Origin of the sequence: Micromonospora sp. NPDC049044 (assembly GCF_040649215.1) — a bacterium.
GTDB lineage: Bacteria > Actinomycetota > Actinomycetes > Mycobacteriales > Micromonosporaceae > Micromonospora.
Genome location: NZ_JBEZFA010000007.1, coordinates 134,310 through 160,159, shown reverse-complemented (window position 1 = coordinate 160,159; position 25,850 = coordinate 134,310). Strand labels below are relative to the sequence as shown.

Sequence of the window (25,850 nt, the reverse complement as noted above, 5' to 3'; positions counted from 1 at the left end):
GCATGCCGCCGCTCAGTCGGGCATGCGCGGCCAGGATTGCGGCCACGCCTCCAGGCGCATGACTATTCGCAGGAGGCTTACCTCAAACGCGGCCTCGTCAAGCTCGCCTCTCCGGCGGCGGGACCACAACTCGCTCAGGTCATCTTCGATGGCACCCAGTTCGATGAGTCGGTCGGCGCAGGCGAGGCTTCTCTGACGTGCGTCGGCCGAGCTGCCGGAGATGGTGGTCATCTTGTCTGCGACCACGGTCAGTGTGCAGCGTGCTTCTGCCGTGATGCCACGGCCGGCGGTCTCGACTGCCCTCAGGCTCCCTTCGGGCCCTTGAACGATCTCGACGAACAGGCCGAGCAGCCGCGAATTGCGCACGAGCGGTCCGTTAGTCATCGTCTGCCCTCCAGCTATTCGGTCCGCCGCCGCATTGGAGAGCATCCCCGACACGGAAGTCAGGCTGGCGATTGGTCCACTGCTGCACTTCGCGGCTGTGCCGGCCCCGAACATGGCAACAGCGACCCCGGACGGGACCGCTGACCTGCTGAATAGTGGGCCGGAGGTACCACCATGCGAACCACCCCGCGACGATCGCCGGTGACCCGCTTCCACTCAGGTTGGCCGGCCCAAGGGCGTCAGGCCGATGATCCTCGGGCGGCTACCGTCAGGACACCGAGAGCAATCGGAACCCGCAGCGGACGCCGCTGGCCTTGGCGAGCCGACCGTCACTGGTCACGAGTGGGCAGGCCATCAACTCCGCCGCCGCGACGTAAGCCGCGTCGTACGCCGTGACATTGCCCCGCAACTGCCACATCCGGTCGAGCAGCATAGCGATGGCAACCTCATCGATAACCAACGAAGGCAGGGTGTCGACCGCCTCCTGAGCCCGGGCAAGACCGAGCTTCCCCCCGAGGACCTTGCCTCTGATCACCGACATGACCTCGACCAGAAGATGGCTCGGCGCGGCCCAGTGCGGATCTCCGGTCAGCTCCGCCCGCGCCGCGTCGCCGACCGGCCCGTCATCTACCAGAGCGTCGGCCAGAACCGACGCATCCATGACGATCACGCGGCGCTTCCCCACGGTCCGCGTTGCTCCCGCTGGTCGTTCAACTCGGCCGCGCTCTCCCCCGGCAGGGAGCGAGCACCGTCCGATCGGCCGGCGAAGCGATCAAGGACCGCCGTATTACGCAGCCGGCGAGCCTGCGTCTCCACCAGTTCCAGCAGGTACGCCTGGAGGGACTGCCCGCGCGCCTTGGCCTGGGCCGCCAAGGCGTCCCGCACTTCCTCCGGCACATCACGAATCTGGATAGCAACCATGCATTCATTATGCATGCAGCATTGCCCGCTTCCCAGGAAAGTCTCGAAGCTTCGATCAACCGGTTCGCATGACGACTGCGGCATGGCCAAGAACCGCAGGTCAGAGAAGTCCGTGGGCCGCCGGGGACTCGAACCTGAACCCCTCCGGTAGCCGATGGATCATCTCAGGTCGGGCGGATCGGTGCCCTGACCTACGCGAGGCTTCTCGTTGCCTTACAGCGGTTGACAGCCCTTGTCGGCGTCAATTGTGCCCGACGATCTTGGCCATCCATCGCATGCACTGCATGTCCTGCCTTTGGCCTTGACCCCCGGTCGGGGGGATGCGGACCCAATCTGTCGGATGCTGCCGACCGATGGCTGTCCTCGTTGACGAGCAGGTGCCAGCCGTCATCGCTTCGCGCTCGAGACCGGCACGCACGCACCGAGGCTCTTGCTGCCGTCCCGCTGCCTCGCTGTCCGCGCCTCGCTTGACGCTTGCTGGCGTGCCACTGCGGTCAGTCATGCAGGCTCAGGTGGAAGGACGCCTTCCTTACGCAACCACGCCTCCAGCTGTTCAGGGGTGGCGTCGGCAGGCGGCCCGTAATCTAAGTACGCGCGGGGTGCGATCGATACGCCCTCAACGATCTGGCGCTCATCGTCCTCGCTGGCTTGGGGGTCCAGGTCGAGCGCCCACAGCGAGGACATAGAAAAGATCGCGAAGCCCGGTTCGAACACGAACCCGATATCGAACGGCGTCCCGTGGTGGCCCATCGCCGAGAGGTCGGCCACCACGTCCTCCATGAACCTGTATGTGAGCTGCACACCGTTGAAGAAGACCTCGTCGCCGCCGTGATGACCGCTGTAGCCAGCCTCAACCAGCTCTACGATGTCGTCTCGGTCGTACGTGACTATCAGCATGGGGTCCGACGCGTAAACGGCCCTTCGATCTCGGCCGGGATGAACCGGCGGGCCAAGTCGCTGTTCCACCTCATCTCGGTAGTCACCGATCTTTACCGCATCAACGCCAACTCCAGGCATGATCTCCACAGCCCAGCAGTCTGAGCCAAGCCGTGGCCAACAGCCAGCCTGCTGGCGAAGGACACACGGATTAGGAAGCTTTAGCGGCAAGCTACGGAACGGTGTATCTACAAGGCGGAACCCGCCGATCGCCGAGAGGCGCGGCCTTGATCATTCCGTGCCTGTTCCGGATCTTGTGGAGTAAGCCAGCGCCACGGCTGTTCGACCTTGCTCGCCCCGTCGTGACACGTTGGTGATCTGGGTATCAACCAACTGAGAAGACGGGTTGACCGATCTAGGGCTCCCGGACCGATCCACCCACAAACGGCGAACCGTGCGACGAGGAGGCACGTCATGCGTCAACGCGCCAGCAGCCCGGCGCTCACGCTCTCCATGCTGCTCTTCCCGCTGGGCCTGGTGGTGTTGCTCGTCTCCGAGCCCGGTTACCGGATCTGGGGCGTACCGATGATGCTGGTCGGGGTGGGCCTGGCCTTCGCGGCGTCGTTCCTCATCGGCCAGACCGACGGAACGCAGGGTCGGGTTCCGCCGCGACGACACATGATGCTCACCGTCGGCGCGGTCTTCGCCGTCCAGTTCTCCCTCATCGGGCTGGGATGGATCGTCATGGACAAGAGTTCGACGCGGGTCCTGGCCCTGCTCTGGCTCGGCGCTGCGGTCGCGCTCGGCGTTGCCTACTGGCGGGGGGTCGTCTTGCACTATCCGGATTCGAAGGACTGACCACCCTCCGGCGTCTTACCTGCGATGACCGTTGGCCTCGGTCACGAATCACCGAGCACGCTGACTTTCGGCGGACTCGATGGCCTCGAGGTAGTCACGCCCCTCCGCCCCGGATCGCGGCACGGACATCCGGCTGCCAGGATGGCTGACATGGGCGACGATCACCGGCACCTACTGCCCCTCGTGGACGCCTTGCTTGCCGGCCACAACACTTCGTCGCATCAATCCGCGAGATCTCGTTAACAAGCTCTGTGCACCGCGTCCGCCCTCGCCCGGGAACGGCCGCACGCTCAGAGCTTCGTCCATGCCAGCCCTCGTCAGCGTGCCGCCGTCCGGCGTGGTTGCTTCACGCCGCCTCCCGTGAACGAGGCGGACACCTCACCCCTGTGACCCTACGGGTGGCGAAGATCTGATCTTGAAGGGGAACTAAGAGAGTTGTGGGCGGACTGGCGCGAGGCGGCTGGTTGGCCGAAGGAAGGCAGTTTCCATTCCCTGCGCCACTTCTTCGCTACTGCCGTGATGAGCAACGGCGTCGAGCCGCAGAAGGCGCTACGGCACGCCAACCTGCGGATCACGCTGGAAACCTACGTCCGCTGGCTGCCGAAGAAGGACCGCCCGCGCGGCCTGGTCGGCAACCTCCTACGGCAGGCAGACGGCAAGCGGCCGGAACCCTCCACCGGCCAAGATCGGATCCAGGTTGTGCCCTGGTTGTGTCAGATGATCTTTGCCTGGCGTTTACGCAGTTCATAAGAGGTAAAGGGTGGGCCGCCAGGGACTCGAACCCTGAACCTATGGATTAAAAGTCCACAGCTCTGCCATTGAGCTAGCGGCCCGCGCGCTCAGGTTACCCGACGGTGAGCGCTGGCGACTCTCGGCTTCCGGCCGGCCGTCGACGCCTGCCGTCAGCGGGCGCTCGCCGTGCCTGACCATCGCGGGTCACCGCCGAGCCCGGGGTGGTGAAATCGATCAGGCGACGCATGGGTGTGGGTGGGTGGGGAACCGGGATGGGCATGAGGGCGAGCAGCATCCCGGCTGTGGCGGCGTCGGGTGAGGAGGTCGGGCCGGACGGTGTACGCCAGCCGGGGGGCGAGGTGCACGCCTGGCGGCCCGGTCAGAACCAGACCGTGTGCGGCCTGGCTCTCAGCCGGACCCGGCTGCGTCGTTTCCCGCATGTGCGCTTCGATTATTCGGGTACCGATGTGCTCACGGAGGCTGACGCGGTGGGCTGGATCTGCCCGCGTTGCCTGGCCGCTACCACTGGCCGGCGGGGGACGGAGAAGCACGGCTGGGTCCGGGACTCTCCTCGCCCTTGATCGACTCGGGTTTCCGGAAGTCGGGGTGTCGAGCCCGCCGGGATACCGCGACTTTCAGGAGGCCGAGTGGATCAAGCCGCGCCGCGCGCCGGGCCCGCGGACCCTGCGGGGTGGGTGGTTGAGCTGCTGCTGGGCGGGTACGGGGTCGGGCATGCGGATCGTGGTGGTGGGGGCCAGCGGCAATGTCGGTACGGCGGTGCTGCGGCGGCTGCGCCAGGAGCGGGACGTGGAGTTGGCCGGGGTGGTCCGGCGGTTGCCCGGCCCGGATGCCGGTGAGCCGTACGACCAGGTGCGGTGGCACTCCTGCGACATTGGCGCCCCCGGCGCGGCGGGCCAGCTCGTCGAGGTGTTCGCGGGTGCGGACGCGGTGGTGCACCTGGCCTGGCAGATCCAGCCCAGCCACGACCAGCGGGTGCTGCGCCGCACAAACGTCGAGGGCAGTCGGGCGGTGTTCGAGGCGGTGGTCCGGGCTGGTGTGCCGGCGTTGGTGTACGCCTCGTCGGTCGGCACCTACGCACCCGGCCCGAAGGACCACCCGATCAGTGAGCGGTGGCCGGCCACGGGGGTGCCCGGCTCGTCGTACAGCGAGCACAAGGCCGAGGTGGAGGCGCTGCTGGACGGGATCGAGCGTGATCACCCGACGCTGCGGGTGGTGCGGATCCGACCCGGGCTGATCTTCCAACGGGCCGCCGGTGCGGAGATCACCCGGTATTTTCTCGGCCCGCTGGCGCCGGTGCGACTGCTGCGCTTCGGCCGCATCCCGCTCGTGCCGACGAACCGCCGGTTGCGGATGCAGGCGGTGCACGCCGATGACGTGGCCGATGCGTACACCCGGGCGGTTCTGGGTGAGGTGCGCGGCGCTTTCAACGTCGCCGCGGACCCGGTGCTCACCCCGGAGTTGGTGGCCCAGCACTTCCACGGTTGGACGGTGCCGGTCGCCGCGCCGGTGCTGCGGGCGGCGGCGGCGCTGACCTGGCGGGCGCGGTTGCAGCCGGTCGACGCGGGCTGGGTGGAGCTGGGCCTGAACGCCCCGCTGATGTCGAGTGAGCGGGCGGAGACCGAGCTGGGGTGGCATCCCAAGATCAGTGCACTGACGGCGCTCAAGGAACTCTTCGCCGGGATGGCCGACGGCGACCACACGACGAGCCCACCGATGTCCGGCGCACGGGACCTGCCCGGCCGCCCCGCCGCCCTGCTCCAGGCTCGCCCGCCGGGCCAGGGAAACCCCTACTGAAGCTTGGAACCTGTCACAGTGGGGTTCCGGGCGCCCAGGAAGAAGATGCCGCGGAAGCCCCGGGTCTCGAACTTGCCGCTGGGGTTGCGGCGCAGGGTCGAGTTTTCGATAGTCATCGTGCCGGTGCGGTTGTTGCTGACGAAGAAGACCGCGCCGCCGCCCTCGTTGGCCTTGTTGTTCTCGATGATCGTCCCGGCGATCCGTACGGTGAACTCGTTGCCGTCGCAGTAGATCGCGCCGCCGCTGCCGCCGCCGGGCGTGCCGGACTTGGCCGGGTTGGCGCCGCTGCCGATCGCCTCGTTGTGGCTGAGCACGCTGTTGAGCACCACCCAGGAGACACCGATGCTGCTCAACGCACCTCCGTTGGAGCAGGAACCGCCGTCGAAGGTGCTGCTCACCACGTACACCGGCTTGTTCTCGAACTGGCTCAGCACCCGGACGGCGGCGCCGCCCAGGTCCGGGCCGGTGCGGTCGCACCGGTTGCGGACGAAGCGCGAGTTGACCACCTTGAACCGCCCGCCGCGGACGAAGATCGCCCCGCCGCCGCCACCCTCGGCCTTCTCGCCGGTGGAGTTGCCGTCGGCGAAGGTGAGGTTCTGCACGGTGAGCTGCGGGTGGTCCTGGTTCTGGCAGTGCGAGGTGGTGAAGCCCTGGGCCTCGTCGCAGGTGTTCAGGTAGAGGATGCGGCGCTGCCCCTGGCCGCTCAGGGTGACAGTGCCGCCGCCGTCCAGCACGATCTTCGGCCCGTTGGCGTTGCGGACCTTCGCGGTGGCGGTCATCTTGATCGTCACCGGGGCCGGTCCACAGTTGAACGTGATGACACCGCCGGCCGCGACGGCCTTCACGACCGCCGCGGAGGTGCAGCTCGCCGGGGTGCCGGTGCCGATGGTCCGGGTCGGCTTCGAGGTGTCCACCGCGCGGGCCTCGGCCGGGACTGTGGCGTGGCCGTTCGGGTTGCCGGCCGCGAGCACCTTCGCGGCGGGCTTCGGGCTCGCGCTGGGCCCCGGCCCACCGAGGCCGTCGCGGGTCTGCGGCGCAGCGGTCTGGGCCTCCGTCGGCGGGACCACCGGAGCGGCGGACGGACCGGGCTGGGAGGCGGGGGCCGGCTCGTTGGCCGCGCAGGCGGGCAGCGTCGCCGTGGCGACAGCGAGGACGAGCAGGGCGGCAAGCGACGTCATGCGCACCCCGTGATGCTAGGAGTCGCACCGGCGTCGCGACCAATCCTCCGGGCGGGATTAATCCCCGGTTAATGCGGGGCGTGGGACAGGGCGAACGCGGTAAGGAAACCGGCGACCGTGATCAGGCCGACGAGCAGGTGGGCGTCCTCGAACGCCTCCGGGACCATGGTGTCGGTGATCATCGCGAGGATCGCCCCGGCGGCGAGCGCGGTGATGCCGGCCAGCACCTCCGGCGGCGCACCGCCCAGCACCGTGTTGCCGAGCAACGCGGCCACCCCGCTGATCAGCGCGATCCCGGTCCAGAGCAGGAAGACGTACCGCCGGGACCGGCCGGCCTGGCGCATGCCTGCCGCGCTGGACAACCCCTCCGGAACGTTGCTGAGAAAGACCGCCGCCACCGTGACCAGGCTGACCGTGCCGCCGCTGAGCAGGCTCGCGCCGATCACCACCGATTCCGGTACGCCGTCCAGCAGCGCACCCACCGCGATCGCCGACCCCGAGCCGGGCTGCTCACCCTCGGAGGGCTGCTGGTCGCCGGAGCGCTTCCGGTGCCGCGCGCCGTGCCGGGCGAGAGCCAGGTTGGCAAGCGTGTAGATCACCGCGCCACCGGCCGCGCCGAGTGCGGTGGGCAGCAGCCCGCCCTGCTCGTGCGCCTCGGCGATCAGCTCGAACGACACGGCGGAGAGCAACACCCCCGCCCCGAACGCCATGATGGACGCGATGACGCGCCGCGGCACCCGGGTGAACCAACCGACGGCCGCCCCGACCAGCAGGGCCGAACCGGCTAGTAGCCCCCACCCACCCGCCTGCAACCACTCCGGCATTCGCGGGACCCTACCCACGCTCGCCGGGGCGTCAAACCCGGTAGTGAGGGCGGCTCAGAAGTCGGCGAAGAGGTACGGCACCCGGCGGGGGAATATGTTGCGCAACTCGGCGGCGGCGTCCACCGGCACCACGCCCAGATCCCGCAACGGCAGCTCGGCCGGATCCAGCACCCCGTACGCCAGGGCGGAGAGCCCGGCCGCCGTGAGGGTCGCGGTCGGCACGTGGCCGGTGGTGTCGGCGACCACCTCGAGCGCGCCGGTCGTGCCGTCCAGCAGGTGGGTGCCGGCCAGCCAGCGGTCCCCGGTCAGCTCGACCCGCACCCGACCCGGGCCGGACGGCAGCCCGCGCAACGCGTCGAGCGACAACAGCCGGGCCATCGGGGCCGACGAACCCGGAATGGCCGTCCGCGCCTCGACGTGCACGTCCAGGTCGGTCAACCACAGCTCCGGCAACTCGTCCGGCGGAACCTGGACGGTGACCCGCTCGATCTGGTCGACGTGCCGGGCGAAGAACTGCAACAGCAACGCCCGGGCGAGCGGATCAGTGACCAGCAACTCGTTGCCGTGTAGTGTGCCGCCGTGCCCGTCGATCCGGTACGTCACAGCACCGGTGACCTCGCCGTCGACGCGGGCGGTGAGCAGCCAGTACTCGTCCCGGTCGCGCATCCCGTTCGATCGGTAGTCCGGGAAGAGCGCGAAACCGTGCCGCTCCGTCAGGCAGCGCTCGGTGAACGCCCGCCACACCGGATAGCCGGCGGCGATGCGCTCCCAGCCCACCTCGCCGGGCAGGTTCACGCGCAGCAGTGAGCCCAGGTGGGCGGGGGAGAAGGTGACCCGGCGCGGTTTGGGTAACCCCGCGTAGCCGAACCGGGCGTAGAAGCTGGGCCGGAACGGGTAGAGCGCGCTGACCGGGTGCCCCTCGTCGCGTACCTCGTCGAGGAGTTGGTGCAGCAGCGCCCGGACGTGCCCCTGCCGGCGGGCCAGCGGGTGGGTGGCGACCCCGGCGACACCTGCCATCGGCAGCACCGCCCCGCGCAGGTTCTGCCGCATCGGGATGGCCGAGACGGCGGCCAGCGTGACACCGTCCTCCTCGGCGACAAGCGTCCGGTTGCCCTCGTTGTAGGGCAGGTAGTCGCGGAACTCCTCGGTCCGGGCAGCACCGAGCGGCGACGACTCGAAGGCGTACGCGGCCAGCGGGAAGCTGGTGGTGAGACGTTCGTCGGCGGTCACCCGGCGGATGGTCATCCGCTCATCTCAACCTGCCGTGCCGGCTTGCACCACCGAATTGACGGTATCCGCGACGTCGGCACGGACCGGCGGGCCGGTCAGCCCACCGGCAGGTGTCGCAGGTGCCGACGGCGGCGCATCCGGACGCTTGCCACAGCGGCCACGCAGCCGGCGAGCAGGGCGGTGACGACGAGCCCGTGCAGCACGCCACGGGAGAGGTAGCCCTGGTCGGTGTGGTCGACCGCCCAGGTGGCGATCTCCCGGGTCGACCAGAACGGCGTCAACTTCGCCCCCGACCCGGCCGGGTCGATGAGCATCTGCACCGTGATGACGGTGAGCAGCAGCAGCGTCCCCTCCATCTCGCGGGGCAGCAGCGCGCCGATCAGCATCCCGAACGGCGCCGCCACCCCTACCGAGCAGAGCAGCGCCGCGGCCAGTCCGCCGTAACGCAGGTCCGCACCGTCGATCATGGGGAGCGCGAAGAACGGCACGGCGATGATCAGCCCAACCACCCACAGGCCCAGCATCCGGCCGAGGTAGAGGTGGTGGGGCCGGTAGCCGGCCAACCGCAGTCTCGGCTCCAACTCACGGGCCCCGGTGGTGGCGAAGAGCGCGGCGGTGCTCACCGCCCAGCCCACCCCGAGCAGCAGCGAGCGGACCGACTGCCCGAGGTAGGCGTCCCGCCGGATCAGGTAGAAGGTCAACGGCATCAACAACAACAGCAGGAGTACGCCCCGACGCCGCAGCAACTCCCGCACTGTCATCTCGGCGACGGTGATGAGCCGGTTCACCGGTGGCCTCCCTGCGGTACGGGCGCGTGCCCCCGGGCCACCTGCGCCGGCGTCAGGTCGAGCACGAGGTCCACCCGGTCGAGTTGGTTGAGCAGATGGGTCACCACCACGATCGCCGTGCCGGTGTCCCGCAACCGGCTGAGCTGATCCCAGAAGTTGACGTAGGTGCCCTGGTCGAAGCCCTGGTACGGCTCGTCGAGCAGCAGCACGTCCGGGGTGTTGAGGGTGGACATGGTCAGGTTGAGCTTCTGCCGGGTGCCACCGGACAGGTGGCGGGCCTGCACCTCCCCGCCCGCCTCCCAACCGAGTTGGCGAGCCGCACCCCGACCGGCCCGGCGCGCTGCCCCCCGGGTCACGCCCTGGCCGGCACCGATGAGGACGAAGTGCTCGTCGGCGAACAGGAAGTCGGCGGTGCCGCCGGCCTGTGGGCAATAGCCGAGTCGCCCGGAGACGGTCACCGAACCGGCGTCGGGGGACATCAGCCCGGCGCAGATCCGCAGGAAGGTGCTCTTGCCGCAGCCGTTGGCGCCGACGACGGCGGCGATCTGTCCGGCCCGGACGGTAAGCGTGGCGTCGCGCAGCACGGTTCGCCGCCCGTAGCGCTTGGTGATGCCCTCCGCGTGCAGCCGGACCGGCCCGGGACGCGGTCCGGGTGCGGTGCCGATGCTCTCCACCACCGCGCCCGCGTACTGCTGGGGTGGACCGAAGACGACCCACGGGTCGCCGCCCCCCTCGCGCAGGTGCGTGGCCGCTTCGGCGACCACGTGCCGGGCGGCGTCCGCCGCGACCCGGCGGTGGTGCAGCTCGACAGTGAGCGTGCGCAGCCAATCGTCGGCGTTCACCGGGTGACCCCCTTCGTGACGATGTCGTTCACCGGCTGGACGAAGGTGAGCCAGGCGTTGCCGCCCGTACGGAGAGCCGCGTACCCGTCGTCGGTGAGCCGGTAGTACTTGCGGGCCGGCCCGGCGTTGCCCTCCCGCCACTGCGCGCACACCAGGCCGGTCTTCTGTAGACGCAGCAGCACCGGATAGAGCGTGCCGCCCTGGATGGGACCGACGCCCGCGGCGTCGAGCGCCTGGGCGAGCTGGTAGCCGTAGGACTCGCGGTCGGCAAGCAGGGCCAGCACGCAGATGTCGAGCACTCCCCGCAGCCACTGCCCGCGCCGGTCGGAATCCACAGGCCGGACAGTAGCGGCGCCAGCTAGATGGCGCAACTACCTAGCAGGACGGCCGGACCCCGCCACGGCCGCCGCCACGGACCGTCGAGCGGGGTCGGCTGAGCTCAGCGAGCGACGACGTCGGAGACCACGACTGTCACGTTGTCCGGTGCGCCGGCGTGGTGGGCCAGCTTCACCAACTGCTCGCCACACTGCTGGCGATCGGCGTACATGCCCAGCGCCGCCGCGATGGCGTCGTCCTCGACGTAGTCGGAGAGCCCGTCGCTGCACAGCAGCAGTCGGTCGCCGGGGACCACGGTGAGCACACCGATCGCCGGTGGGGTGTCGGCGCCCTGCACGGCCCGGGTCACCAGGGACCGTTGCGGGTGGTGGCGGGCCTGCTCCGGGGCGAGGGTGCCCTGGTCGACAAGGGCCTGGACGAACGTGTCGTCCCGGGTGAGCTGGGTCAGCTCCCCGTCACGCAGCAGATAACAGCGGGAGTCGCCGACCTGGGCCAGGACCAGCGTCTCGCCGGCCAGCAGCGCCGCGGTCAGCGTGGTGCCCATCCCGTCGCGGCTCGGGTCGACCGTGATGGCGGCGTGGATGCGCTGGTTGGCGGTGCTGACCACGGCGCGCAGGGCGTCGGCGGCACCGTCGGGATCGGTGGGTGGGGCCAGTTCGTCCAGGATCCGGATCACGATCTCGCTCGCCACCTCGCCCGCGGGCAGCCCGCCCATGCCGTCGGCGACGGCGATCAGGCGGTCACCGGCGAGGGCGGAGTCCTCGTTGTTGGTGCGGACCAGGCCGATGTCGTTGAGGATGGCCGAGCGGAGGATCAGCGTCATGGGGTCAAGCTTGCCAAGAACACCCCGCCTTCGTCTCTACGCCTCCTGCGTGCGTCGAGAAATGATTGCGATTTTCGTCGACGGACCCGACGGTGCGTGACCGATCGGCGGGGTCTCAGCGGCGTGGGTAGCGCAGCAGGAGGCTGGCGGCGACCTCCTCGGCACCCACCGCCGCGTAGCTGTGCGGCACGTCGGACACCCAGCGGAGGTGGCCACCGGCCGGCGCGGTAAGCGGTGCGTCCGCCGGGCCGGCGCGTAGCACCCCGGCGAAGACGGTGACATGCTCGGTGACCCCCGGCTGGTGGGCGGGCGAGAGTTGCACCGGGCCGGGCGCGACCCGCATCCGGTACAGCTCGTAGGTCGCATCGGTGTCGGTGAACACCTCCAGCAGGGTCGCGGTGACCGCGGTGCCGTGCGCGGTGGGCCCGGCGGTGGGCTCGGCCAGCAGGGCGGTGAGCGGTACGCCGAGTCGAGCGGTGACCGCCCAGAGCGTCTCCAGGGTCGGGTTGCGGGTGCCGTGCTCCAGGCCGGAGAGGGTGGCCTTCCCGACGCCGGCGAGCCGGGCCAGGGTGGACAGTGAGATTCCGCGCTCCTCGCGCAGGGCGCGGACTCGGCGGCCGACGACGGCGGGGTCCACGTCGAGGCCCGGGCGGCGGGCTGGTGGCGGGTGCGGCACCCGGCTATCGTGCTACACACTGTCGTTCCGTAAACGGAACACCCCGGGAGGATCGCATGGCCGGACGCGTCCAACCGGTGCTGGCCGGTGTGGTCACCGCGCTTGTCGGCTTCGCCAGCTCCTTCACCGTGGTGCTGGCCGGGCTCCGCGCGGCCGGCGCGTCGGACGCGCAGGCCGCCTCCGGGCTGCTCGCTCTCTGCGTGGCGTGCGGGCTCGCCGCCGCGTGGCTGGGCTGGCGACACCGGATCCCGATGAGCGTGGCCTGGTCCACACCGGGTGCGGCGCTGCTTGTCGCGACCGGGCCGCCACCGGGCGGATGGCCCGTCGCGGTGGGCGCCTTCCTCGTCTCCGGGGCGCTCATCGTCGCGGCCGGGCTGTTCCCGCCACTCGGCCGCGCGGTGGCCGCCATCCCCAAGCCGGTGGCCGGCGCGATGCTCGCCGGGGTGCTGCTGCCGCTGTGCACCGCCCCGGTCCGCGCACTTGTCGAGCTGCCGCTGGTGGCCGGCCCGGTGGTGGTGGCCTGGCTGCTGCTGCACCGGTTCGCCCGCCGCTGGGCGGTGCCCGGCGCGCTGGTGGCCGCGGTGGCGGCGATCGCGCTGACCGCCCCGCCGGCCGGCCTGAGCGGCGCCGAGCTGGTCCCGGCGGTCACGCTCACCACGCCCGCGTTTAACGCGTCCGCGTTGGTCGGGCTGGCCCTCCCGCTGTTCCTGGTCACCATGGCCGCGCAGAACGTACCCGGGATGGCCGTGCTGGTCGGCTACGGCTACCGGCCGCCGTTCGGCGCCGCCCTGCGGGCCACCGGCCTGGCCAGCCTGCTCGCCGCCCCGGCCGGCGGGCACGCGGTGAACCTCGCGGCGATCACCGCCGCGCTCGCCGCCAGCCCCGACGCCCACCCGGACCCGGAACGCCGGTGGGTCGCCTCGATCACCGCCGGCCTCGGGCTGGCTCTGCTCGGGTTGGGCGCCGGAGCGGCCACGGCGCTGGTCGCGGTCGCCCCACCGATCCTCATCGAGGCGGTCGCCGGGCTGGCCCTGCTGGGCGCCCTCGCGACAGCGCTCGCCTCGGCGGTGGCCGACCCGGTGACCCGGGAGGCTGCGGTGGTCACCTTCGTGGTGACCGCCTCCGGGGTGACGCTGATCGGCGTGGGCGGCGCGTTCTGGGGTCTGGTCGCCGGTTGCCTGATGCTGCTGCTCTTCCACCACCGCCCACCCGCCGACGGGCCGGCAAGGTCCACACCAGTTCAAGAAAACCAGGGTGTCCAGGCCGACCGGACACCCCAACATCACTGAACTCGAGTTGATCTCCGCTGGCTGCCCCCGGCAACCTGGGACAGGACCACGGCGTCCGCCCGACGATCCGGGAAGGCCAGGAAACTCCGCAACACACCCTCCTCGACGAAGCCGGCCGCCGCGAGCACCCGCCGGGACGCCACGTTGTCCGTCTCGACCCACGCCTCCACCCGGGCCAGGCCACCGGTCTCCAGCGCCCACTCGGTGAGCAGCCGCGCCGCCCGGCTGGCCAAGCCCCGTCCCCGTCCGGCCGGGACCAGCCAGTAGCCAAGACCGGCCACGCCCGGCTGAGGCCGCAGCAGCAAGGTGACCGAACCGACAGCGACATCGGTGTCCGCTTCGGCGACCGCCAGCGAGAGGCCAGCGCCGTCGATGGTCCGACGCCACTGTCGACGTACGAAGGCACGCCCCGCCTCCTCGGTGAACCGGACCGGGACGGTGGTGGCCTCGGTGATCCGCCGATCCGCAGCGGCCTGCCGGACGCAGTCGAGGTCACCCATCGTCCACTCTCGGAGCCGGACGCGGCAGTCGGTCAGTTCCGGCTCCGGTGGTGCCAGCGACATCCCGCGACGGTACGCCCTCGGCCGGCGTGCCCAGGGCCTTGCGCCCGCACGGCGTTGATCGACTCGGGTTCAATGAAGTCGGGCTGTCGCGGTGCTCTGGATGCCCCGATTTCCGTGAGCGCGAGTCGATCAGGGTGGCGGGGTTACTCCTCGGGCGGCAGGTCGGCCACACCGACGGCGAGGAGGACCCGGCCGTCGGTCACCGACCCGATCCGGTCGGCCGGGACGTAGACCGCGCCGGTGTTGGCCAGGCCGGTCGAGACCTTCAGGTAGCCGCTGTGCATCAGTCGCGCCGCCAGATCGGCGGGGACGACCGGCTCCCCGACCGCGGTCGCCTCGATCAATTCGTCCAGGCTGCTGCCCGGGTCGGCGGTCGGCGTCTGGACGGTCACCGCGTTCGGGTCACCCCGCTGGACCAGGTCCACGGTCCCGACCTCGGTGCCGGCTGAGTCGACCACCGGCATCCCGGTGGTGATCCGCGAGATGATCGCCTGCTGTTCGTCCTGCTGATCCATCCCCCCGCGGTTCCCGGGGCGGTGCGACGCTAAACGCGTCGCACCCTCGGCGCTCGGCGCTCGGCGAACGCGGCAGCGGCCCGGCCGCCCGACGATGACGCCGTCCAGGCCCGGTCGACTGTCCGCAGCGCGGTACGACTCTCGGTCAGGAACATGCCGCAAGAGTCATACCGCCGGCGGGGCGGGCCGCAGCGCGCCGCCGCTCAACTGTTTGGGAGGGTCCAACCGCCCGGCGGGCGGGGAGACAGCTCGCGCCAGGTGTCCGGGCCGTCCAGAAGTGCCCGGACGGTGTCCTCGGCCTCGTCCGCGCTGCCGTACTCGTAGAACCGGGAGATGCCCTCGGCCCCGCCGGCCCGCTGCTCGACGTGCCACCGGTCGGCGTCCACCCGGAGGAAGACGTCCCGCCGGGCCAGCCGCCCCCATTTCCCGTTCCACCAGTGCTTTCGCTGCTCCATGGCGGGACTCTATCGAACACACGTACGAGAAGGTGCGGCCCCTGCGGGAATCCCGCAGGGGCCGATGTGCATCCGTTCGGTCAGCGCTGCGTCGGGGGTTCGGTGCGCCGGCCCAGCACGTCGTCGAGCGCCCCGCGCTGCTGGCCGGGGGTGGTGTGACCGGCGGAGACCAACGCGTCCCGGATCTCGGTGAGCAGCTTGACCTCCTCGCTCGGCGCCGCCGGCGGCGGCTCCTCGCCCCGCTGCCGCCGCTCGGCCAGCTTGTTCATCGGGAACACCACGAAGAAGTAGAGCACCGCCGCGGTGAGCAGGAACGTGATCAGGGCGTTGACGAACCCCGCCCAGTCCATGTAGTTGTCCTCGCTGATCTTCCACTGGCCAGCGAACTTGTCATCCCCGCCACCGACCAGCTTGATGATCGGCTTGAGGAACGAGGTGGTGAGGGCGGTGACCACGCCCGTGAACGCGGCGCCGATGACGACACCGACCGCCAGGTCGACGACGTTGCCGCGCATGATGAAGTCTTTGAAGCCCTTGAGCATTCGTACTCCCGAGGTGTCCGCTTTTCTGTCGGGCACAACCTATGCCCGTACGGCGGGTTCCAGAAAAGCGCCGGCTTCGAGCGCCGCCCGGCCGGGATCGCCGGCCCGGATCGCCTCGATCAGCCGGGTGTGGTCGACGTAGCGCTCGGGCGTGAGCTCCCCACCCATGGCCTGGGCGACGGTGCTGCGCAGGGCGGTGCCGACCGAGGCGTACAGCTCGGCGAGCATGGCGTTGTGCGCGGCGGCGACCACCGCGACGTGCAGGGCCGCGTCGGCCTCGACGAACGCGTCGACCCGGCCGCCGCGCCACGCCGCCTCACGTTCGGCGAGCACGGCGTCGAGCGCCGCCAGGTCCGCCGGGGTACGCCGCAGCGCGGCGAGCCGGGCGGCCTCCACCTCGAACGCCCGCCGAACCTCGATGACCTCGGTCATCCGGTCGTCGCTGAGTCGACGGGCGACCACCGGTGCCAGCTCGTCGGTGGACACCACGTACGTGCCGGAGCCCTGCCGGCACTCGAGCACCCCGGCGTGCACCAGGGCGCGGACGGCCTCCCGGACGGTGTTGCGCCCCACGCCGAGCGCGGCGACGAGCTGTGGCTCGGTGGGGATGCGCCCGCCGACCGGCCACTCGCCGCCGAGGATCCGGGCGCGGAGCTGCTCGATGGTCTGCCGGACCCGGTGGCCGCGGGGCGGCACCAGCGGCGCGGAGGGGGAATCCACAGACGGTGGCACTTGTTACATCACCGGGCCAGAATTCATCCCATGATTGTAGGTTAGCGGCCATGACCCCGCCACCCACCGCTGCTCCGGCGCCGCCCGCTCCCGTCCGCGTCGACCCACCCTCGACGCGTGACCCCGGTGCCGGCAGGCGGACGCACCCGGCGACCGGGGGCGCACTCGTGCTGGCCGGGATGCTGCTTGTCGCGCTCAACCTGCGCGCCGTGGTGACCAGCCTCGGCGCCCTGCTCGACGAGGTCCGTGACGGGCTGGGGCTCTCCGGCACCATGGCCGGTCTGGTCACCACCCTGCCGACCATCGCGTTCGCCGGCCTCGGCGCGCTCACCCCGTGGCTGGTCCGCCGGGTGGCACCGGCCCGGCTGCTGGTGGTCGCCATGCTCGCCCTCACCGTCGGCCAGGTGCTCCGGGTCGCCACCGACTCGGCCTGGATCTTCGTGCTCACCAGCGCGCTGGCGCTGGCCGGCATCGCGGTCGCCAACATCCTGCTGCCGATGCTCGTCAAGCAACACTTCCCGCACCGCACCGGGCTGGTCACCGGGGCGTACACGATGGCGTTGACCCTCGGCACGACGGTGGCCGCGGCTGCCGCGGTGCCGATCGCGCACGCCTTCGGCTCGTGGCGGGCCGGGCTGGGCGTCTGGGCGGCGATGGCCGCGCTGGCCGTACTCCCGTGGGTGCCACTCGCGCTGCGGACCCGGGCGGGCGCGCGGCGCTCGACGCCGACGGCGGCCGCCGCCGCGCCGGTGCGCGTCCGGCCGGCGCGGACCCGGCTCGGTTGGGCGATGGCCATCTACTTCGGGGCGCAGTCGCTGAGCGGGTACGCGATCATGGGCTGGCTGGCCCAGTTGTTCCGGGACGCCGGCTACCAGCCGGAGTCGGCCGGACTGCTGCTCGCCGGGGTGACGGCGCTCGGCGTGCCTATCGCACTGCTGATGCCCACCGTGGCGGGTCGACTGAGCAGCCTGCGTCCGCTGGTGCTCGGGCTGACCACCGCGTCGACGCTCGCCTACCTGGGGCTGGCGCTCGCCCCACGCGGTGCCGCACTGCTCTGGGTCGCGCTACTGGCGATCGGTCAGGGCGCGTTCCCGATGATCCTGACCGCCATCGGCCTGCGCGCCCGCACCGCCGAGGGGACCGTCGCGCTCTCCGCGTTCGCGCAGAGCACCGGCTACGTGATCGCCGCCCTCGGGCCCCTGCTTGTCGGCATCCTCTACGAGGTCACCGGCGGCTGGACCGCGCCGATCGGGTTCCTGCTCGGCGCGCTGGCCGTGCAGACGACGGCGGGCCTGGCTATCGCTCGTCCCCGCTACGTCGAGGACGAGTGACAAGCGACTGCGGTCAGGAGGAGGCTGGCGTCGGCTCGCCGGCAACCGCCTCGTCCACCGTCGGATAGGTGTGCAGCACCTCGACCAGCCCGCTCACCTCGAGGATGCGCAGCACACCCCGCTGCGGGGCGGCCAGGCGCACCACGCCGCCCGCCTCGTCGCAGCTGTTCTTGGCGCGGACGAAGACCGACAGACCTGTCGAGTCGCAGAACGAGACGTCGGCCAGGTCGAACACCAGCCGGCTGCGGCCCTTGTCGAGCAGGTCGGTGATCTGGTCTTGGAGCTGCGGTGCGGTGGCCATATCCAGCTCGCCCGCGACCGACACGACGACCACGTCGCCGCGTTGTTCCGTGTGCACCGTCAACGACATTCGCCAGACCTCCTGTTATCGGAGGAACGGTATCCCACGACAGGGCTCGTACGCAGAACGGGAGCCAGCATCCGGTGGGCATCGTCATTCCGTTGCTACGGGGCAAGTAGTTGATCAGGCCCCGGTGATAGAGTCCGCCCGGTCCAGGTCAAGGGGGTTCGAAATGGCGTTGAGCACCGAAGAAAGTAGTCGGCTCGCCGCGCTGCTCAGCGGGCAGGCCGACCGGGTCACGACTCGGTGGACCGAGATCGTCACCAGTTCGTTGCGGGGCCGGCTGAGCCAGGCCGAGCTGCGCCGACAGGTCCAGGACCTGCACCGCGCGATCGTCACCACGAGCGAGCACGGTGACATCAACCTGTCCGCCGACACCGCCGCCGAACTGCGCGCCGCGCTCTCCGAGCTGTCCCGCGGCCGGGCCCGGCAGGGCTTCTCGGCCACCGAGACCACGGTAAGCATCTTCGCGCTCAAGGACGTGCTGGCCGAGCTGGTGCAGGAGACCGGCGGCCCGAACGCGCTGCCCGACTACGTCGCCTTCGCCAGGCTTGTCGACGAGATGGGCCTGTTCACCTTCGAGAGCTTCGTCCGCACCCGGGAGAGCCTGATCGCCGATCAGGCCGAGCAGTTGCTCGAACTCTCCACGCCGGTGGTCAAACTCTGGGAGGGCGTCGTCGCCGTCCCGCTCGTCGGCACGCTGGACTCGGCTCGGGCCCAGGTGGTGATGGAGCGGCTGCTGCAGACGCTCGTCGACACCGGCTCCCCGTACGCCATCATCGACATCACCGGCGTCCCGGCGGTGGACACCCAGGTCGCCCAGCACATCCTGAAGACCGTGGTGGCCGCCCGGCTGATGGGCGCCGACTGCATCATCTCCGGCATCCGCCCGCAGATCGCGCAGACCATCGTGGCGCTCGGCATCGAGTTCGGCGACATCGCCACCAAGGCGAGCCTCGCCGACGCGCTGCGCCACGTGCTGCGCCTCACCGGCGTGGAGACCGCCCGCCGTCGGCCGCGGCGGGACGCCTGATGGAACGGGTGCCGATCCTCAAGATCGGGGACATTCTGCTCGTGTCCATCCAGGTGGACATGTCCGACCAGACGGCTGTCGCGCTCCAGGAGGACCTCGCCGAGCGGATCGTCGACACCGGCTGCCACGGCGTCATCATCGACATCACCGCGCTTGACATAGTCGACTCCTTCGTCGGGCGGATGCTCTCCACCATCGCGTCGATCTCCAAGGTGCTCGACGCCGAGACGGTGGTGGTCGGGATGCGCCCCGCCGTCGCCATCACCCTCGTCGAGCTGGGGCTGTCGCTGAACGGCATCCGTACCGCCCTGAACGTCGAGCGCGGCATGGAATTGATCGCGGGGGCCCACGCCGACGAGCTCGACTCCCAGCTCGACGACGATCCGGACGCCGAGACGGCCACGCTGTGACCGCGGGCATCGACCTGGGCCAGCCACAGGCGCAGTCGGTTCGCAGCGACGAGGATGTGGTACGGGTCCGGCAACTGGTCCGCGCCGTGGCGGTGGCCGTCAAGCTGTCCCTCGTCGACCAGACCAAGGTGGTCACCGCGGCGAGCGAGTTGGCCCGCAACACCCTGGTCTACGGCGGTGGAGGGGCGGTCGAGGTGACGATCGTGGACAACGGTCGACGCAAGGGCGTGCAGATCGTGTTCGCCGACTCCGGACCGGGCATCGCGGACCTCGACCTGGCGATGACCGATGGCTACACCAGCGGTGGCGGGCTCGGCCTCGGGCTCAGCGGGTCCCGCCGACTGGTCGACGAATTCGAGATCGAGACATCCCCGCAGGCCGGCACACGGATAACGGTCACCAAGTGGTCCCGGTGAACGCCGACGCGGTCACCGACAGTGGCATCTGGTTCCGGGTGGAGGCCAGCAGCGCGGCGAGCGCCGTCCGGCGTGCCGCGGAACGCCTCGGCGCGCAGGTGGAGATGGGCGAGGCGCGCATCGCCGACCTGGCCATCGTTGCCGCCGAGCTGACCAGCAACCTGGTCAAGCACGCCGACGAGGGCGTCCTGCTGCTCCGGCCGGTACGCCGAGCCGGGGAGGCGGGCGTGGAGTTGATCGCCATCGACTCCGGACCTGGCATGGCCGACCTGACCGTCTCGTCCCGGGACGGGCACTCCACCACCGGCACGCTCGGCATCGGGCTGGGCGCCATCGTGCGGCAGGCCAGCTGGTTCGACGGATACTCGCTCACCGGCCGGGGCACCGTGCTCGCCGTACAGGTCTGGCCGAGGGAGCCGGCAGAGCCGTCCTGGGCAGCTGCCCTCACCCGACCGCTGACCGGCGAAACGGTGAGCGGCGACGGGTACGCCGTCCGGATCGCCGACGGGCGGCACCAGGTGCTGGTGAGCGACGGGTTGGGGCACGGCCCGCTGGCCGCCGCCGCCACCGACGCGGCGCTCGCCGCGTTCCGGGACGCTCCCGCCGGATCACCGGCGGTGGTCGTCGGTCACCTGCACCGGAGCATGTCGCACACCCGCGGTGCCGCACTCGCCGTCGCCGAACTGGCACCGGCCGCCGGTGTGCTGCGCTACGCCGGCCTGGGTAACATCGCCGGTGTGGTCGTCGAGGGCGACGGTCGGCGCCGCGGGCTGGTGTCACTGCCCGGCATCGCCGGGCACCAACGGCCGACGATCCGGGAGTACGACTACCCGCTCGCTCCGGGGGCCCGACTGGTGATGCACAGCGACGGTGTGGTCGACCGCTGGCGGTTGACCGACTACCCGGGCCTGGCCGAGCGGTCCCCGCTGGTGATGGCGGCGACCCTGCTGCGCGATGCTGGTGTGCGACGTGATGACGCCTGTGTACTGGTGGCGAGGTCCTGGGCATGACCGGCGAGCCGGCCGCCCTGCCGTTGCTGCAGATGGCGCTGCGGGTCGAGCAGGACATCTTCGTGATCCGTCAACGGGGCCGCGAGGTGGCCGCGGTGGTCGGTCTCGAACGCCAGGACCAGGTACGGATCGCCACGGCGCTCAGCGAGGTCGCCCGGGACCTGCTGCGCACGACCGGCGGTGCGGACGTCTCCTTCCACGTCGACCCGGGCGGCGACGGCCGGAACCATTTGCGCGCTGACCTGGCCCCGGTGACCGCGCTCCCCGGCGCCGGCTACCAGCCGCAGTCCGGCGCGGTGTCCCGACTGGTCGACACACTGAGCGTGTCGACCGTCGACGGGGTTACGGTCGTAAGGATGTCCCGACGACTTCCGGCCAGCGCGCCGACGCCGACCCCGGAGCGGCTCGCCGAGTTCCGTACCGAACTCGGCCGGACCGCGCCGTCCAGCGCGCTTGACGAGCTGACCGTGCAGAACGGGCAGCTCATCGCCGCGCTCGACGAGGTGCGCAGTCAGCGCGACGAGCTGGCCGTGCTGAACGAGGAGCTGGCCGAGACCAACCGGGGGGTGCTGGCGCTCTACAACCAGCTCACCGAGGAGCTGGAGGAGACCAACCGGGGCGTCGTGGCCCTCTACGCCGAGCTGGACGAGAAGTCGGCCCAGCTCCGTGCGGCGAGTGAGTCGAAGAGCCGGTTCCTGGCCAACGTCAGCCACGAGCTGCGCGCCCCGGTCACCGCGATCATCGGGTTGGGGCGACTGCTCACCGACTCCGCCTCCGACCCGCTCACCGACGAGCAGGGACGCCAGATCGACCTGATCCGCTCGTCGGCGGCGGACCTGCTCAACCTGGTGAACGAGCTGCTGGATCTCGCCAAGGCGGAGTCCGGTCGGATCGAACCGGACTGGGCCGACGTCGATCTGCGTCTGGTCTTCGGGCAGCTACGCGGCACACTGCGCGCCCTGGCAACCCGCCCGCAGGTGGAGCTGGTGGTGGAGGAGCCGACCGCGCCGGCCACGTTGCGCACCGACGAGGTGCTGCTCGGCCAGGTGCTGCGCAACCTGCTGCACAACGGGTTGAAGTTCACCGAGCGCGGCGAGGTGCGACTGCGCGCCCACCGGCACGACGACCTGTGGAAATTCGAGGTGAGTGACACCGGCAACGGCATCGCTCCCGAGCTGCACGACCGGATCTTCGAGGAGTTCTACCAGGTGCCCGGCGCAACCCGGGTCGGCGGCACCGGCCTCGGCCTGCCGTACGCCCGGCGGTTGGTGACGCTGCTCGGTGGGGCGCTGGAGCTGACCAGCGCACCGGGGCAGGGCAGCACCTTCACCGTCTCCCTACCCGCAGACGAGGCGTGACGGCGTGGACGGCATGCCGGCGACCGTCCTGGTGGTCGATGACAGTCGTACCAAGCGTTACCTGCTGGTCAGCTGGCTGACCCGGGCCGGGTTCACGGTGCTCGAGGCCGAGAACGGCGCCGACGCGTTGGCCCGGGTCGAGGTGGACCGGATCGACCTGGTGGTCCTCGACGTCCGACTGCCCGACCTGAGCGGCTACGAGGTCTGCGAACAGATCAAGGCGCGGCATGCGGTGCTGCCGGTGATCCACGTGTCGGCGCACGCCGTGGACGTCTCCGATCGTGCCCAGGGGCTGACCCGGGGCGCGGACGCGTACCTGACCGAGCCCATCGAGCCGGAGGAGCTGGTCGCCACAGTCCGGGCGGTGCTGCGCTACTACCAGGCCCGGCAGCGCGCCGAACTGCTCGCCGAGCGGCTGCTCGGGCTGGCCGACACGACAGTGGCGGTGCACGCCGCACCGACCTTCGTGCGCCTGCTGGAGGCTGCCGCCGAGGGCGCCGCAGAGATCTTCAAGAGCCCGGCGGCGGTGGTCGCCGAGACCTTCGAGGGTGACTGCATCGCGGGGATCTGCGCCGGCCCCGGCGCGGTGGCCACAGTGGTGCCGTGGGTGGTCGACGACACCGGAGTGCCGACCGGCGCCACCGTCCGGGTGGAGGCCCCGGCGGACTGGGCACTTGTCGACTGGCCGGCGAACGACACGGTGACGGTCGCCGCCGCGAAGCTGCGCGAGGACCGCGCCCCGCTGTACGTGGTGGTCCCGACCGCCACCCAGACCGCGCGAACCCCGGTGCTCAAGCAGCTCGCCCAGGCGGTAGCGGCGGCGGTGGAGGCGCAGCGCTCGTTCGACGAGGAGCACCGGATCGCGGTCACCCTCCAGCGCAGTCTGCTCCCGCGTGGGCTGCCCACTGTCGCCGGCCTGGATCTGGCGGTGCGCTACGAGCCGGCCAGCGCGGAGACCGAGGTGGGCGGCGACTTCTACGAGCTGGTGATGCTCGACGGGCACCTGCTGCTGGCGATCGGGGACGTCGCCGGCCACTCGCTGCACGCGGCGACAGTGATGGCCGAGCTGCGACACGCGGTGCGGGCGTACGCGGTCGAGGGCCACCAGCCCGGCGAGATCCTGCACCGGGTCAACGAGCTGATGCGCACGCTGCTGCCGAACGAGGTGGCGACGCTCTGCGTGCTGCTGCTGCACCCGCCGACCGGGCGGGTCCGGCTGGCCAGTGCCGGGCACCTACCACCGCTGCTCAACCTGGCTGGCAAGGTCGAGTTCGTGCAGCACTCCGCGCCGCTGCTCGGCGTCCGCGCGCCGCGCCCGGCCGACCTGGAGTTCGTGCTGCCGGCCGGTGCCACGCTGGTGTTCTACACCGACGGGCTGATCGAGCGGCGGGACTCCACCATCGACGAAGGGCTTGTCGCGTTGGCCGCGAGCGCCGCGACCGTCGACGGTGACCTGGACCGCTTCTGCGCCCGGTTGCTCGCGGAACTGGCCCCACCGGAGATCCAGGACGACGTCGCAGTGGTCGTCCTGCGCCGGCACTGAGCCGACGCGGCCTCAGTGCACCGAGCGGGCGTACGCGGCGGGTGACACCCCGGTCACAGTGGTGAAGTCGCGCACCAGGTGGGCCTGGTCGCTGTAGCCCAGGTCGGCGGCGAGGTCCGCCCAGTTCAGAGGGCCGTTGGACGCCTGTTCGGCGGCCTCCAGGAGCCGGTAGCGGCGGATCACCCACTTGGGCCCGACCCCCACGTACTCCAGGAAGAGCCGCTGCAACCGGCGGAGCGGAACGTCGTGCCGCGCGGCGAAGTCGTTCACCCGCAGCACCATCCGGTCGGTGCGGATCGCCTCGGCCAGCCGGACGGCCTCCTCGGCCATCGGGTCCGGCTCGGGCTGCCAGCCGGTGAGGAGGGTGTCCAGTGCCCGGCAGCGCTCATCGTCGTCGCCCGCGCACACCACCTCGTCCGGTGCCGCCAGTCGGCCGGCGGGCAGCGGCACCCGACGCCCCGTCAGCTCACTGACCGGCCGCCGCCAGAACGGGTGGAAGCCGCCCGGACGGAACTGCACCCCGGACACCCGACCGGTGCCGGTGAGCGTGATCCGGAACAGGTCGCGGCCCACCCCGGCCACCTCGCCGAACTCGGGGCCGTCCCCGTCACGTTGGAACACCACGTTCACCGTCGGGTGCGGCACGACCCGCTGCTCGAACGGTGCGCTCAACGCCCAGTCGATCAACCAGTAGTGCTCGACCCAGCGGCGTAGCGGCTCCGCCGGCAGGTGCCGTCGGAAGCGCACCTCGCGCAGCATCCGCGCGGGGTCGAGGATGCCCCGGCTGTCGGCACGCGGTCGCTGTCGCATTCGTTCAAGACCACCCTCATACGCTGGCCCTATGACCACTCAGACTAGCGACCTGCTGGCGGCTGCCGCGCCGCGAACCGTCGACGTGGTGCGCGGCATCGCCGACGACCAGCTCGAACTGCCCACCCCATGCCGTGACTACCTGGTCCGTGACCTGCTCAACCACCTGTTCGAGGTGGTGGTCAACTTCCAGGACCTGGCCGACAAGCGGAAGGTGGAGTGGGCCGAGAAGCCCGACCACCTCGGCGACGGTTGGCAGGACCGGTTCGAGGTGGAGACCGGCCGGCTCGTCGCGGCGTGGTCGGACCCGTCCACACTGGAGGGTTTGTCGCCGGGCATGGGCCTGCCGCAGACCGTCGTCGGCGGGATGGCCCTGCTGGACCTGACAGTGCACGGCTGGGACCTCGCCGTCGCCACCGGCCAGGCGTACCAGCCGGCCCCGGAGGCGGTGGCCGAGCTGCACGGGCTGGTCGAGCAGTTGGGCCCCACCGCCCGCAAGATGGGCGTCTTCGCCGAGCCGGTGCCGAGCCCCACAACCCCGACCCCGACTCCGGACCTGGCCCGCCTGCTGACCCAGACCGGGCGCACCCCCACCTGGCCCGCCACCCGGTAACCCCACCCCACCGCGGTGGACGGGCCGCGCCCGGCCTGAGTCGATGTAACACCGCTGGTGGCGGTGCCGCTGTGTGCACCAGAGGCCCGGACGGTCGGGTCTCCGGTGTCGGACCTGACGGTCCCGGCACGGTAACGGTGGGAGTTGGCCAGATGCACAACCAACCGGGCTCCGCCCCGCCGGTGTTCGTCGACGGCAGCGGGCGTCGTCGTCGGCTGACCGTCATCGCGGGCACCGTGATGGGCTTTGGCCTGCTCACCAGCCTCGCCCTGATCGCCGCGGGCCTCTTTCTGGACACCTCGGTGCCGCTGCCCGGCTGGTCGGACGACTCCCGGGGGACGCGCCCGGTGGAGGCCGGCGTGGACGGGGTCAAACAGCCCCGGGAGGCCAGGTCGCCGTCGCCGGTGACCCGCACGACGGCGCCGCTGCCGCGCGCCACCCCGACCGTAGGCGACCGGACCCCCACCACGGCCGGTACGACCGCCACGACCACCGGGGCGCCGTCCGCCACCGACCGACCGGGTCGCGGCGACGAGCACCGCAACACCGCCAAGCCGAGCAGGGCGCCCGGTAAGCCGCAGTGACG

General features: G+C 71.1%; 32 protein-coding genes and 1 tRNA gene. 13 read left to right on the top strand and 20 right to left on the bottom strand.

Translation table 11 applies throughout. The annotated features are described in order from the left end of the window. Window positions 1-12 precede the first annotated feature (12 nt). The 4 genes from AB0B85_RS08025 to AB0B85_RS08010 form a co-directional block, all read right to left on the bottom strand. The gene (locus tag AB0B85_RS08025; RefSeq protein WP_357404789.1) at window positions 13-438 is read right to left on the bottom strand and encodes a hypothetical protein; all 426 of its coding nucleotides are present in this window, start codon (window positions 436-438) and stop codon (window positions 13-15) included. A 214-nt stretch (window positions 439-652) separates the two neighbouring features. After that, the gene (locus tag AB0B85_RS08020) at window positions 653-1,069 is read right to left on the bottom strand and encodes a type II toxin-antitoxin system VapC family toxin (RefSeq protein WP_357404787.1); all 417 of its coding nucleotides are present in this window, start codon (window positions 1,067-1,069) and stop codon (window positions 653-655) included. Further along, entirely contained in the window at window positions 1,051-1,305 is a 255-nt protein-coding gene (locus AB0B85_RS08015; protein ID WP_357404785.1) for a hypothetical protein, read from the bottom strand. Before AB0B85_RS08015 ends, AB0B85_RS08020 begins: the two co-directional genes overlap by 19 nt. A gap of 498 nt (window positions 1,306-1,803) precedes the next feature. Beyond that, entirely contained in the window at window positions 1,804-2,322 is a 519-nt protein-coding gene (locus AB0B85_RS08010; protein ID WP_357404934.1) for a hypothetical protein, read from the bottom strand. Window positions 2,323-2,655: 333 nt separating this feature from the next. On the opposite strand from AB0B85_RS08010, the gene AB0B85_RS08005 reads away from it, so the two are divergent. Continuing rightward, window positions 2,656-3,039, top strand: a complete 384-nt coding sequence (locus tag AB0B85_RS08005; RefSeq protein WP_357404783.1) for a hypothetical protein — start codon at window positions 2,656-2,658, stop codon at window positions 3,037-3,039. 435 nt (window positions 3,040-3,474) lie between these two features. Further along, entirely contained in the window at window positions 3,475-3,789 is a 315-nt protein-coding gene (locus AB0B85_RS08000; protein WP_357404781.1) for a hypothetical protein, read from the top strand. An 11-nt stretch (window positions 3,790-3,800) separates the two neighbouring features. Here AB0B85_RS08000 and AB0B85_RS07995 read toward each other — a convergent pair. Continuing rightward, a tRNA-Lys gene (locus AB0B85_RS07995) sits at window positions 3,801-3,872 on the bottom strand. A gap of 631 nt (window positions 3,873-4,503) precedes the next feature. Here AB0B85_RS07995 and AB0B85_RS07990 point away from each other — a divergent pair. Beyond that, window positions 4,504-5,586 carry an NAD-dependent epimerase/dehydratase family protein gene (locus AB0B85_RS07990; protein WP_357404779.1) on the top strand — a complete coding sequence of 361 codons (1,083 nt, stop codon included), beginning with the start codon at window positions 4,504-4,506 and terminating at the stop codon, window positions 5,584-5,586. Here AB0B85_RS07990 and AB0B85_RS07985 read toward each other — a convergent pair. The 8 genes from AB0B85_RS07985 to AB0B85_RS07950 all read right to left on the bottom strand — a co-directional run bounded on the left by AB0B85_RS07985 (window position 5,580) and on the right by AB0B85_RS07950 (window position 12,283). Beyond that, window positions 5,580-6,764 (bottom strand): hypothetical protein, encoded by a 1,185-nt coding sequence (locus AB0B85_RS07985; protein WP_357404932.1) that lies wholly within the window; start codon window positions 6,762-6,764, stop codon window positions 5,580-5,582. The two genes, AB0B85_RS07990 and AB0B85_RS07985, sit on opposite strands and share 7 nt — an antisense overlap. 68 nt (window positions 6,765-6,832) lie before the next feature. Further along, entirely contained in the window at window positions 6,833-7,588 is a 756-nt protein-coding gene (locus AB0B85_RS07980) for a ZIP family zinc transporter (RefSeq protein ID WP_357404777.1), read from the bottom strand. Window positions 7,589-7,642: 54 nt separating this feature from the next. Then, window positions 7,643-8,833 carry a GNAT family N-acetyltransferase gene (locus AB0B85_RS07975; protein WP_357404775.1) on the bottom strand — a complete coding sequence of 397 codons (1,191 nt, stop codon included), beginning with the start codon at window positions 8,831-8,833 and terminating at the stop codon, window positions 7,643-7,645. An 80-nt stretch (window positions 8,834-8,913) separates the two neighbouring features. After that, complete coding sequence (locus AB0B85_RS07970) at window positions 8,914-9,606, bottom strand: ABC transporter permease (RefSeq protein WP_357404773.1); 693 nt, start codon at window positions 9,604-9,606, stop codon at window positions 8,914-8,916. Further along, window positions 9,603-10,448: an ATP-binding cassette domain-containing protein gene (locus AB0B85_RS07965; protein WP_357404771.1), complete on the bottom strand. Its 846-nt coding sequence runs from the start codon at window positions 10,446-10,448 to the stop codon at window positions 9,603-9,605. The genes AB0B85_RS07970 and AB0B85_RS07965 overlap by 4 nt, the downstream gene beginning before the upstream one ends. Then, window positions 10,445-10,783: a PadR family transcriptional regulator gene (locus tag AB0B85_RS07960; protein ID WP_357404769.1), complete on the bottom strand. Its 339-nt coding sequence runs from the start codon at window positions 10,781-10,783 to the stop codon at window positions 10,445-10,447. The genes AB0B85_RS07965 and AB0B85_RS07960 overlap by 4 nt, the downstream gene beginning before the upstream one ends. A 104-nt stretch (window positions 10,784-10,887) precedes the next feature. After that, window positions 10,888-11,607, bottom strand: coding sequence for a protein phosphatase 2C domain-containing protein (locus tag AB0B85_RS07955; protein WP_357404767.1), 720 nt, complete (start codon window positions 11,605-11,607; stop codon window positions 10,888-10,890). Between the two features lie 115 nt (window positions 11,608-11,722). After that, window positions 11,723-12,283 carry a helix-turn-helix transcriptional regulator gene (locus AB0B85_RS07950; RefSeq protein ID WP_357404765.1) on the bottom strand — a complete coding sequence of 187 codons (561 nt, stop codon included), beginning with the start codon at window positions 12,281-12,283 and terminating at the stop codon, window positions 11,723-11,725. Between the two features lie 56 nt (window positions 12,284-12,339). On the opposite strand from AB0B85_RS07950, the gene AB0B85_RS07945 reads away from it, so the two are divergent. Beyond that, on the top strand, window positions 12,340-13,572 hold the full coding sequence (locus tag AB0B85_RS07945) for a benzoate/H(+) symporter BenE family transporter (RefSeq protein WP_357404763.1): 1,233 nt from the start codon (window positions 12,340-12,342) through the stop codon (window positions 13,570-13,572). Here AB0B85_RS07945 and AB0B85_RS07940 read toward each other — a convergent pair. The 5 genes from AB0B85_RS07940 to AB0B85_RS07920 all read right to left on the bottom strand — a co-directional run bounded on the left by AB0B85_RS07940 (window position 13,566) and on the right by AB0B85_RS07920 (window position 16,379). Beyond that, window positions 13,566-14,135 carry a GNAT family N-acetyltransferase gene (locus tag AB0B85_RS07940; RefSeq protein WP_357404761.1) on the bottom strand — a complete coding sequence of 190 codons (570 nt, stop codon included), beginning with the start codon at window positions 14,133-14,135 and terminating at the stop codon, window positions 13,566-13,568. The genes AB0B85_RS07945 and AB0B85_RS07940 overlap by 7 nt on opposite strands. 143 nt (window positions 14,136-14,278) lie before the next feature. Then, window positions 14,279-14,650 carry a hypothetical protein gene (locus tag AB0B85_RS07935; RefSeq protein ID WP_357404759.1) on the bottom strand — a complete coding sequence of 124 codons (372 nt, stop codon included), beginning with the start codon at window positions 14,648-14,650 and terminating at the stop codon, window positions 14,279-14,281. A gap of 203 nt (window positions 14,651-14,853) precedes the next feature. Next, complete coding sequence (locus AB0B85_RS07930) at window positions 14,854-15,105, bottom strand: hypothetical protein (RefSeq protein WP_030486188.1); 252 nt, start codon at window positions 15,103-15,105, stop codon at window positions 14,854-14,856. An 80-nt stretch (window positions 15,106-15,185) separates the two neighbouring features. After that, complete coding sequence (gene mscL / locus AB0B85_RS07925; RefSeq protein WP_357404757.1) at window positions 15,186-15,647, bottom strand: large conductance mechanosensitive channel protein MscL; 462 nt, start codon at window positions 15,645-15,647, stop codon at window positions 15,186-15,188. 39 nt (window positions 15,648-15,686) lie between these two features. Beyond that, window positions 15,687-16,379, bottom strand: a complete 693-nt coding sequence (locus tag AB0B85_RS07920; RefSeq protein ID WP_357404755.1) for an FCD domain-containing protein — start codon at window positions 16,377-16,379, stop codon at window positions 15,687-15,689. A gap of 179 nt (window positions 16,380-16,558) precedes the next feature. Here AB0B85_RS07920 and AB0B85_RS07915 point away from each other — a divergent pair, with 179 nt between their 5' ends. After that, window positions 16,559-17,710, top strand: coding sequence for an MFS transporter (locus AB0B85_RS07915; protein ID WP_357404930.1), 1,152 nt, complete (start codon window positions 16,559-16,561; stop codon window positions 17,708-17,710). Window positions 17,711-17,723: 13 nt separating this feature from the next. Here AB0B85_RS07915 and AB0B85_RS07910 read toward each other — a convergent pair whose 3' ends face one another. Continuing rightward, entirely contained in the window at window positions 17,724-18,080 is a 357-nt protein-coding gene (locus AB0B85_RS07910) for an STAS domain-containing protein (protein ID WP_088951054.1), read from the bottom strand. A gap of 163 nt (window positions 18,081-18,243) precedes the next feature. On the opposite strand from AB0B85_RS07910, the gene AB0B85_RS07905 reads away from it, so the two are divergent. Genes AB0B85_RS07905 through AB0B85_RS07880 form a run of 6 tightly spaced genes read left to right on the top strand, consistent with a single transcriptional unit; the run spans window position 18,244 to window position 23,841 of the window. Beyond that, complete coding sequence (locus tag AB0B85_RS07905) at window positions 18,244-19,104, top strand: STAS domain-containing protein (protein ID WP_357404753.1); 861 nt, start codon at window positions 18,244-18,246, stop codon at window positions 19,102-19,104. Beyond that, window positions 19,104-19,514 carry an STAS domain-containing protein gene (locus tag AB0B85_RS07900; protein ID WP_357404751.1) on the top strand — a complete coding sequence of 137 codons (411 nt, stop codon included), beginning with the start codon at window positions 19,104-19,106 and terminating at the stop codon, window positions 19,512-19,514. The genes AB0B85_RS07905 and AB0B85_RS07900 overlap by 1 nt, the downstream gene beginning before the upstream one ends. Continuing rightward, complete coding sequence (locus tag AB0B85_RS07895) at window positions 19,511-19,930, top strand: anti-sigma regulatory factor (RefSeq protein WP_357404749.1); 420 nt, start codon at window positions 19,511-19,513, stop codon at window positions 19,928-19,930. The genes AB0B85_RS07900 and AB0B85_RS07895 overlap by 4 nt, the downstream gene beginning before the upstream one ends. Then, window positions 19,927-20,940, top strand: coding sequence for a SpoIIE family protein phosphatase (locus tag AB0B85_RS07890; protein WP_357404928.1), 1,014 nt, complete (start codon window positions 19,927-19,929; stop codon window positions 20,938-20,940). Before AB0B85_RS07895 ends, AB0B85_RS07890 begins: the two co-directional genes overlap by 4 nt. Further along, window positions 20,937-22,298, top strand: a complete 1,362-nt coding sequence (locus AB0B85_RS07885) for a sensor histidine kinase (protein WP_357404747.1) — start codon at window positions 20,937-20,939, stop codon at window positions 22,296-22,298. Before AB0B85_RS07890 ends, AB0B85_RS07885 begins: the two co-directional genes overlap by 4 nt. 13 nt (window positions 22,299-22,311) lie before the next feature. Continuing rightward, the gene (locus AB0B85_RS07880) at window positions 22,312-23,841 is read left to right on the top strand and encodes a SpoIIE family protein phosphatase (protein WP_357404745.1); all 1,530 of its coding nucleotides are present in this window, start codon (window positions 22,312-22,314) and stop codon (window positions 23,839-23,841) included. Window positions 23,842-23,853: 12 nt separating this feature from the next. Here the strand turns inward: AB0B85_RS07880 and AB0B85_RS07875 are convergent, their stop codons facing one another. Then, window positions 23,854-24,651, bottom strand: coding sequence for a helix-turn-helix transcriptional regulator (locus tag AB0B85_RS07875; RefSeq protein ID WP_357404743.1), 798 nt, complete (start codon window positions 24,649-24,651; stop codon window positions 23,854-23,856). Between the two features lie 31 nt (window positions 24,652-24,682). Between AB0B85_RS07875 and AB0B85_RS07870 the strand changes: the two genes are divergently transcribed. Beyond that, window positions 24,683-25,264: a TIGR03086 family metal-binding protein gene (locus tag AB0B85_RS07870; protein ID WP_357404741.1), complete on the top strand. Its 582-nt coding sequence runs from the start codon at window positions 24,683-24,685 to the stop codon at window positions 25,262-25,264. Between the two features lie 152 nt (window positions 25,265-25,416). Then, window positions 25,417-25,848 carry a hypothetical protein gene (locus AB0B85_RS07865; RefSeq protein ID WP_357404739.1) on the top strand — a complete coding sequence of 144 codons (432 nt, stop codon included), beginning with the start codon at window positions 25,417-25,419 and terminating at the stop codon, window positions 25,846-25,848. Window positions 25,849-25,850: the final 2 nt, after the last annotated feature.